Raw genomic sequence first — 7,528 nt, 5'->3', positions numbered from 1 at the left:
TCGATAGCTCAGTCGGTAGAGCAGAGGACTGAAAATCCTCGTGTCGCTGGTTCGATTCCTGCTCGAGCCACCAAGAAAGATCTAGATTATCTAGGTCTTTTTTTTATTCTTTTTAAACAATTATTAGATGATATGATAAAATTAGTTAAAGAGAATAAAAAATATATTTTCAAGCATAGATTAAGAAAATATAAAAATATGAAATGGGTAAGGTGAGAAGTATGCTATATTCTCAAAAAATAAGAACAATTGCTCCTGAGATGGATTCGTTAAAAAGAGGAATGGGATGGAATACAAAAGATCTAGAAAGTAAACAAATAATAGTAGAGAGTACTTATGGAAAGAGTCATCCAGGAAGCGCTCATTTAGATGTAATAGTAAAGGAAGTTATAAGTGAACTAGGTAAATTTGATGCAAAGGCAGCAGATTATTATGCTACAGATATCTGTGATGGGCAAGCCCAAGGACATGATGGAATGAATTATTCTCTAGTATCTAGAGAAATAATTGCAGATATAATAGAAATACATGTGAATGCTACAGGGTTTGATGGTGGAGTATTTATAGCAAGTTGTGATAAAGGGATGCCAGGAAATTTAGTAGCTATGTGTAGAGTAAATATACCGTCTATAGTTATTCCAGGTGGCATTATGAATGCTGGGCCAGATCTCTTAACTTTAAATCAAATTGGAACATATAGTGCAATGCATAAAAGAGGAGAAATAACTAAAGAAAAGTATGAGTTTTATAAAGAAAATGCTTGCCCAAGTTGTGGTGCATGCTCTTTTATGGGAACTGCAGCTACTATGCAAGTGATTAGTGAGGCGTTAGGAGTGTCACTTCCAGGAGCTGCACTTTTACCAGCTACGTCAGGAATAATGAAAACTTATGCACAAAAATCATCAAAGGCTCTTATAAATCTCATTAATAAAGGAATAAAGGTATCAGATATAGTAAATAAAAAATCAATTGAAAATGCAATAATGGTACATGCTGCAATCGGAGGGTCAACCAATGCATTGTTGCACATACCAGCAATTGCAAAGGAATTAGGAATTGAAATTACTCCAGAGGATTTTGATAGAATTCATAGAAAAATTCCATTTATATTAAATGTAAGACCTAGTGGTTATTGGCCAGCTAGTTATATTTATAATGCAGGAGGAATTCCAGCGATTATGAATAAGATAAAAAGATATCTTCATTTGGATGTTCTTACGGTTACAGGAAAAACTTTAAGAGAAAATCTTGAATCGTTTAGTGAAATAGAAGAATATAAAGGGTATATAAATTCATCAAACATCAATACTAAAGATATTATATATGATGTAGATAATCCAATTAATAAAAGTGGAGCTATTTCAGTATTGAAAGGAAATATAGCACCAGATGGATGTGTAATAAAACATTCAAGTCTTCCAATTGGGATGAGGAACATAAAATTACGTGCTAAAGCATTCGACTCAGAAGAAGAAGCATTTGAATCAGTTATAAATGGAAGTATTAAACCTGGAGATGCAATAATAATAAGATATGAGGGGCCAAGAGGATCTGGAATGCCAGAAATGTTCTATACAACAGAAGCTATAGCATCAGATGAAAAATTAAATTCTACAGTAGCATTAATTACAGATGGAAGATTTTCAGGTGCAACTAGGGGACCGGCTATAGGGCATGTATCTCCAGAAGCTGCAAATGGAGGACCAATAGCTTTTATTAAAGATGAAGATATAATTCATATAGATATAGAGAATAGAAGTATTAATATTGTAGGAATAGGTGGACAAGAAAAATCACTATTAGAAATTAAAGATATATTAGATAGTAGAAAAAAAGAATGGATTCCTAAACAGCCTAAATATACAAAAGGGGTTTTAGGAATGTATACAACCCTAGCCACTTCAGGAATGGAAGGCGGAGTAATAAAGATAAAGTAAAAAGAAGCCAGTCAATATTTTAATATGGACTGGCTTCTTTTAAATATCTTCAATGCCACCTAATCCGATGCTGTCAGCTATTTCTCTCATAGCGAGAATAGTATGTTCAATTATGTAATCTAAGTCCATACCTAACATTTTAGCACCATTTTCAATAATAGTTCTATCAACTCCAGCAGCAAAGCCTTTAGATTTATATTTTTTCTTCACAGATTTTAATTCCAAATCCAAAACACTTTTAGAAGGGCGCATTATTGCAGCTGCAGTAATTAGTCCAGTAAGTTCATCTATAGTATATAATACCTTTTCCATTATATGAATTGGTTCAATATCGCAACAAATTCCATAACCATGACTTGCTATAGCATGAATATATTCTTCATCAATATCATGTTCTCTTAATATTTCTTGAACCTTTATACAATGTTCATTAGGATATATTTCATAATCTAGATCATGTAACAATCCGATGATTGCCCATTTATCTATATCCTTTTGATTTAACAGTCTTGCAAAATATCGCATTACTCCTTCAACAGTTAAGGCATGATTAAGAAGAGATTCACTCTTATTGTATTCACGTAGTAAATCCCAAGCTTCAGCTCTAGTTAGTTTAACAGACATATATTTTACCTCCCCAAAAAATACAAATATAAGTACATTTTACTACTAAAGTTAGAAAAAACAATAATAAAAATTTAGGATTAGTATTTGATATAAAGACAAATACTAAATCCAGGTGATAGGTATGGAAGAAGTTAAAAAATTAATAGCTATAATTTCAAGTTCTCCCTTTGAAATAGTATTTGTATCACTGCTTATTTTTGTTATTTCATTTATATTTAGAAAGATATTTTTGGTTTATGTATCTAAATGGTGTAATAAAATAATAAAATCAACAGAGAATACCGTAGATGATAAGTTGTTTAAAGCATTAGAGAAACCTATAGCATTTCTAATTAATATGCTAGGTGCATATTTTGCACTAATGTATATGTCTAGTAAGATATACTATAGAGAAGTTATTATAATAAGTGGAAAGATATTTAAAGTAGCTTGGGTTATATTTTTTACCTGGGTTACTTATAATGTAACTACAAAAAAATCATTATTATATAACAGGGTTAAAAGAAAATATGCTGATAATGTATATAAGATTGTTTTTCCATTTGTATCTATTATAATAAGAATTATAGTAGTAATTATTTCTATTAGCATAATAGCTAGAGAATTTGGATTTTCAGGATTTATTACAGGACTTGGAGTTTCAGGAGTTGTTTTTGCTCTTGCAGCACAAGAAACATGCTCCAACTTATTTGGAGGCGTAGTTATATTAATAGATAGACCTTTTTCTATCGGTGATTGGGTTCAGACGCCAGAAGTAGAAGGCATAATAAAGGAAATAACTTTTAGAAGTACAAAAATTACTACATTCTCTGATGCTTTAGTGACTATTCCAAATGCAAAACTCGCAAATTCTCATATAACTAATTGGACACTAAGAGATGAAAGAAGAATATATTTTAGATTATATTTAGATTGTGAGACAGAAAGTAAAAAAATTAGAAGGTTAATTCATAGAATAGAGGAATTGCTAAAAAGTGATTCCAGGGTAAATAAGAATGTAATTATTGTTGCATTTGATGAATTTACTAAAGAGAGTTTAGAGATTTTTATATATTTTTACACAAATGTGATGGAGTTTGTTGAATATAAAAAGACAAAAGAAGACATTAACTTAAAAATATTAGAGATTGTAGAGGAAGAAGACATTAGTTTTGCAATTAATAGAAATAAAATATATATAGATAAAAAAGAATTTTATGATAATGAAAGGGAGAGTTAGTGTGGAATATATATTAGAGGCCGCAGTTGGATCCTATATAGAAGCAAGAATTGCGGAGGAATTAGGGGCGGACAGAATAGAGTATTGTGATAATATGTTAGAAGGTGGAACTACTCCTAGTATTGGATCAATAACTATTGCTAAAAAAAATTTAAGAACTCCATTTAATGTGATTATAAGGCCTAGGGGAGGAGATTTTGTTTATTCTGAAAATGAAATTGAAATTATGAAAATGGATATTCAAGAGTGTAGACATTTAGGTGTAAATGGAATTGTAGTAGGTGTATTGAATAAAGAAAATAAAATTGATGTTAAAATAATGAGAGATTTAATTAAGCTTGCTAAGCCTATGAGTATAACTTTTCATATGGCATTTGATGAAATTCAGGATAAAAAGGAAGCAATAGATATATTAGTAGATTTGGGAGTAAACAGGATTCTGACTAAAGGTGGAGCAGACAAGGCTGAAAAAAATATGAACGAGCTTGCAGATCTAGTAAAATACGCAAATAAAAGAATAATAATTTTGCCAGGAGGAGGCATAACTTCTGAAAATTTTAGAAGAATAGCAGAAGTTACTGGAGCAAGGGAGTTACATGGAACCAAAATTGTAGGAAATTTAAAATAAAAGAAAGCTGTCTCAAAATAATTTGGGACAGCTTTTATATTAGTTAGAATTAATAGTGCTATCTAAAATAGGTATTATTTTTCTAGCAATTTTACTTGATACTTTAAATCTATAAGAGTATTTAAAATAATCTCCAAATAAAAAATAACTTTCTCTAAAATCATATTTTTCCTCTATTCTTTTAAATTTAACTACAAATTTAAATCCATAGGACTTTTCCTTGTACTCAAATTTTGAGATATCATTTAAATCTATAAACAAACTTTTTTTAATTTTTTGAAGTTGATTGGTTTCTAAAATTACAAGCCTTTTGTTAGTTAAATAAAAGGTGTAGTATTGCCCTATATCTCTAATCATATAAGGGACATAAGCTCTATAGTTAAAAGCATTCATATTAATCCAAAAATTAAAAGCTGTACTTTGTCCTCTAAATCGTTCTAATAATTCTTCATTTTCTAATAAGTTTGACAGAACAGTATTATCACAATCTAAAGAATTTTTTATTTTAATCTTTTCTTTAATCAGTTTTTTTCTGTTTTCTAAGTTTATATCTGAATCTATAGAAATGGTTTCATAATCATTTAATTCTGTTTCTGAGTAGTTAATATAATTAAAAGCTTTTAAAAGCAGCTTATTCATAATAAAGCCTCCTTTTCATATCTTGTAATTTCTTTTTTCCTCTAGATATTCGATTGTAAATATAATCAGGCGATAAGCTCAATTCCTTGCTTATTTCTTCAATACTTTCTTCATTAATATATTTCTTTAAAAAGATATTTCTATCTACTTCACTTAGTTTTTCTATTAGTTTAAACAATTCTTCATATTCCTCTTTTAAGGTCAAATCTTCTTCAATATTAGAAGATTCAGCTATGTCAGTAGAACTAATATCTACATCACTTAAAGACTTAGAAAACTTTCTCTTATAATCAATTGCTTTAAATTTAGCTATTGATATAATCCAATTCTTGAAGATTCCTTTGTTCTCATCAAAGCAATCAATGTTATACCAAATATTAAGTAGGATATCATCAAAGCATTCGTCAATATAGTTTTTATTGTGACTTCTATCCAGAATGTTATTAATTACTGTATAGATGAGTTTTCCATAGTTATCGATAAGAAGATCAAGAGACTTCGTATCTTGGTTTCTTAGTCCATTAATAATCTTAGTATCAGTCATTTAAATATCACCTACTTTCTATTTAGTATACGAAGCATATGGAGAAGGTCTATCAATTAAATTCATAAAACTTTATTAATAATATCTTAAATCAAAATATATCAACATATCTAGCCTAGAAATAAAAGGAATTTGTGGATAAAATATAAATATATGCGTTAATCTGTGTATAATTTTAGGGGGATTTATGAGAAAAAGAAAAATATTTTTTATATTCGGAGTTATACTCTTCGTAGCTTTTATTATATATGGAAAAATTCAATATGATAAAGGTAGTGAGATAATAGATAAGGTTATTGATAAGTTACCAATTGATAAAGTCCAAGTCCCAGATGAAAGTTCAAAAGTAGATAAAAATAAAAATGGGATAGCAGATCCAATAGATATAGTAAACGAGGCTAGAAAGGAAGTTGAGAAAAAGACAATATATAAAGATGCATATTATTCAGGAGGATATCCGCCTGATGGAGAAGGGGTATGTACTGATGTCATATGGAGAGGATTTAAAGGAATAAATGTATCTATAAAGGATTTAATGGATAAAGATATTAGTGGAAATTTAGGAGCATATAAGAGAGTTAATGGAAAGCCAGACCCTAATATAGATTTTAGGCGGGTTGTGAATGAAGATATATTCTTAAAAAGAAATTGTGATAGTCTCACAACGGAATTTAAAGAAGATGATATCAATAATTTGAAGGAATGGCAGCCTGGGGACGTTGTAGTTTTTCTAGAAGGTTATGAGCATATAGCTATTATTTCAGATAGAAGAGATAATAAAGGCATTCCATATGTAATCCACAATTCTCATCCTGCAGCCTCAGAAGCAAAGTTGAGTTGGTTTAAGAACCCTATACACGGACATTATAGATGGAAATATTAGTTTAAGAACATGAAGAAGGTAAAAAGTTCACATTACTGCGTAACTTTTTACCTTCTTTTTTATATATTTTCGATTTGCCAGTCTATAGGAGCTTTTCCTATAGATTTTAAAAAGTCATTAGTTCTAGAGAAGGGCTTTGAACCAAAGAAACCTCTTGAAGCTGATAATGGACTTGGATGAACAGATTTTATAATATAGTGCTGAGGATTTGTTATGAATTTCTCCTTTGAAATAGCATTATTTCCCCAAAGTATAAAAACTACTGGATCACTCCTGTCATTTAATAAAGATATTATTTTATCAGTTAGTATTTCCCATCCTTTTCCCTTATGAGAATTTGCAAGATGTGCCCTAACTGTAAGAGAAGCATTTAGAAGTAAAACTCCTTGATCTGCCCACTTTTTTAAGTAACCGTTATTAGGAATATAACAACCTAAGTCATCTCTAAGTTCCTTATACATATTAACTAATGATGGTGGAATTTTAACACCAGGTTTTACTGAAAAGCTAAGGCCGTGTGCCTGGCCAGGTCCATGATATGGATCTTGACCTAATATTACAGCTTTCACATTTTCATAAGGAGTATACTCTAATGCGTTAAAAATATCACCCATGTTAGGATAAATTGAAGTGGTGTTATATTCTGTAATAAGAAATTGTCTAAGCTTTAAGTAATATTCTTTCTCAAATTCGTCTTTTAATAAGTCTTGCCAACTATTTTTTATATTTACCGACATAATTATCACCCTAAAATATTATAACACTTTTGATATTATATTAAACATTGTATCAATTTTAGAAATAAGAAAACGTTATATATGAAAACACTTCTCCGTGTGTATCAATAGTTAAAAAAGCTTGAAATAAGTTGAAAAAGGGAGTATTATATACATAATATCTTATAAATGAACTTTGGGTAGAAAAGTGACGAAATATATATGGTAAGATACTACTTGTCGCTGCGAGAGAGCAGAGATGAAACAAACAAAATGGTCTTTGAAAATTAAACAGAGGAAATGAAGTAAGATTTAGAAATAAACTTAAGTCAACG

General features: G+C 29.7%; 8 protein-coding genes. 4 read left to right on the top strand and 4 right to left on the bottom strand.

The window, feature by feature from the left end:
- The first annotated feature begins 221 nt into the window (after positions 1-221).
- Positions 222-1,937 (top strand): dihydroxy-acid dehydratase, encoded by a 1,716-nt coding sequence (gene ilvD, locus L1S47_RS20390; protein WP_238886928.1) that lies wholly within the window; start codon positions 222-224, stop codon positions 1,935-1,937.
- A gap of 39 nt (positions 1,938-1,976) precedes the next feature.
- On the opposite strand, the gene L1S47_RS20385 is transcribed toward ilvD, so the two are convergent.
- Complete coding sequence (locus L1S47_RS20385) at positions 1,977-2,561, bottom strand: HDIG domain-containing metalloprotein (protein WP_238886927.1); 585 nt, start codon at positions 2,559-2,561, stop codon at positions 1,977-1,979.
- A gap of 124 nt (positions 2,562-2,685) precedes the next feature.
- On the opposite strand from L1S47_RS20385, the gene L1S47_RS20380 reads away from it, so the two are divergent.
- Entirely contained in the window at positions 2,686-3,783 is a 1,098-nt protein-coding gene (locus L1S47_RS20380) for a mechanosensitive ion channel family protein (RefSeq protein WP_238886926.1), read from the top strand.
- A 1-nt stretch (position 3,784) separates the two neighbouring features.
- The gene (locus L1S47_RS20375) at positions 3,785-4,411 is read left to right on the top strand and encodes a copper homeostasis protein CutC (RefSeq protein ID WP_373689130.1); all 627 of its coding nucleotides are present in this window, start codon (positions 3,785-3,787) and stop codon (positions 4,409-4,411) included.
- Between the two features lie 39 nt (positions 4,412-4,450).
- Here the strand turns inward: L1S47_RS20375 and L1S47_RS20370 are convergent, their stop codons facing one another.
- On the bottom strand, positions 4,451-5,050 hold the full coding sequence (locus L1S47_RS20370) for a PH domain-containing protein (RefSeq protein ID WP_238886924.1): 600 nt from the start codon (positions 5,048-5,050) through the stop codon (positions 4,451-4,453).
- Entirely contained in the window at positions 5,043-5,594 is a 552-nt protein-coding gene (locus L1S47_RS20365; protein ID WP_238886922.1) for a sigma-70 family RNA polymerase sigma factor, read from the bottom strand. The genes L1S47_RS20370 and L1S47_RS20365 overlap by 8 nt, the downstream gene beginning before the upstream one ends.
- Before the next feature lie 187 nt (positions 5,595-5,781).
- On the opposite strand from L1S47_RS20365, the gene L1S47_RS20360 reads away from it, so the two are divergent.
- On the top strand, positions 5,782-6,477 hold the full coding sequence (locus L1S47_RS20360; RefSeq protein WP_238886920.1) for a DUF1287 domain-containing protein: 696 nt from the start codon (positions 5,782-5,784) through the stop codon (positions 6,475-6,477).
- A 59-nt stretch (positions 6,478-6,536) separates the two neighbouring features.
- Here the strand turns inward: L1S47_RS20360 and L1S47_RS20355 are convergent, their stop codons facing one another.
- Positions 6,537-7,214, bottom strand: coding sequence for a uracil-DNA glycosylase (locus tag L1S47_RS20355; protein ID WP_238886918.1), 678 nt, complete (start codon positions 7,212-7,214; stop codon positions 6,537-6,539).
- Positions 7,215-7,528 lie beyond the last annotated feature (314 nt).

Source organism: Clostridium sp. YIM B02551, from assembly GCF_022324735.1.
Taxonomy (GTDB): Bacteria; Bacillota; Clostridia; order Clostridiales; family Clostridiaceae; genus Clostridium_T; species Clostridium_T paridis.
The sequence above is the reverse complement of the archived record's forward strand: the minus strand, read 5'-3'. Positions and strand labels throughout refer to the sequence as shown.

Coding starts and splice junctions, on each gene's coding strand:
- ilvD (WP_238886928.1), top strand. CDS start 222: ATGCTATATTCTCAAAAAATAAGAACAATTGCTCCTGAGATGGATTCG.
- L1S47_RS20385 (WP_238886927.1), bottom strand. CDS start 2,561: ATGTCTGTTAAACTAACTAGAGCTGAAGCTTGGGATTTACTACGTGAA.
- L1S47_RS20380 (WP_238886926.1), top strand. CDS start 2,686: ATGGAAGAAGTTAAAAAATTAATAGCTATAATTTCAAGTTCTCCCTTT.
- L1S47_RS20370 (WP_238886924.1), bottom strand. CDS start 5,050: ATGAATAAGCTGCTTTTAAAAGCTTTTAATTATATTAACTACTCAGAA.
- L1S47_RS20365 (WP_238886922.1), bottom strand. CDS start 5,594: ATGACTGATACTAAGATTATTAATGGACTAAGAAACCAAGATACGAAG.
- L1S47_RS20360 (WP_238886920.1), top strand. CDS start 5,782: ATGAGAAAAAGAAAAATATTTTTTATATTCGGAGTTATACTCTTCGTA.
- L1S47_RS20355 (WP_238886918.1), bottom strand. CDS start 7,214: ATGTCGGTAAATATAAAAAATAGTTGGCAAGACTTATTAAAAGACGAA.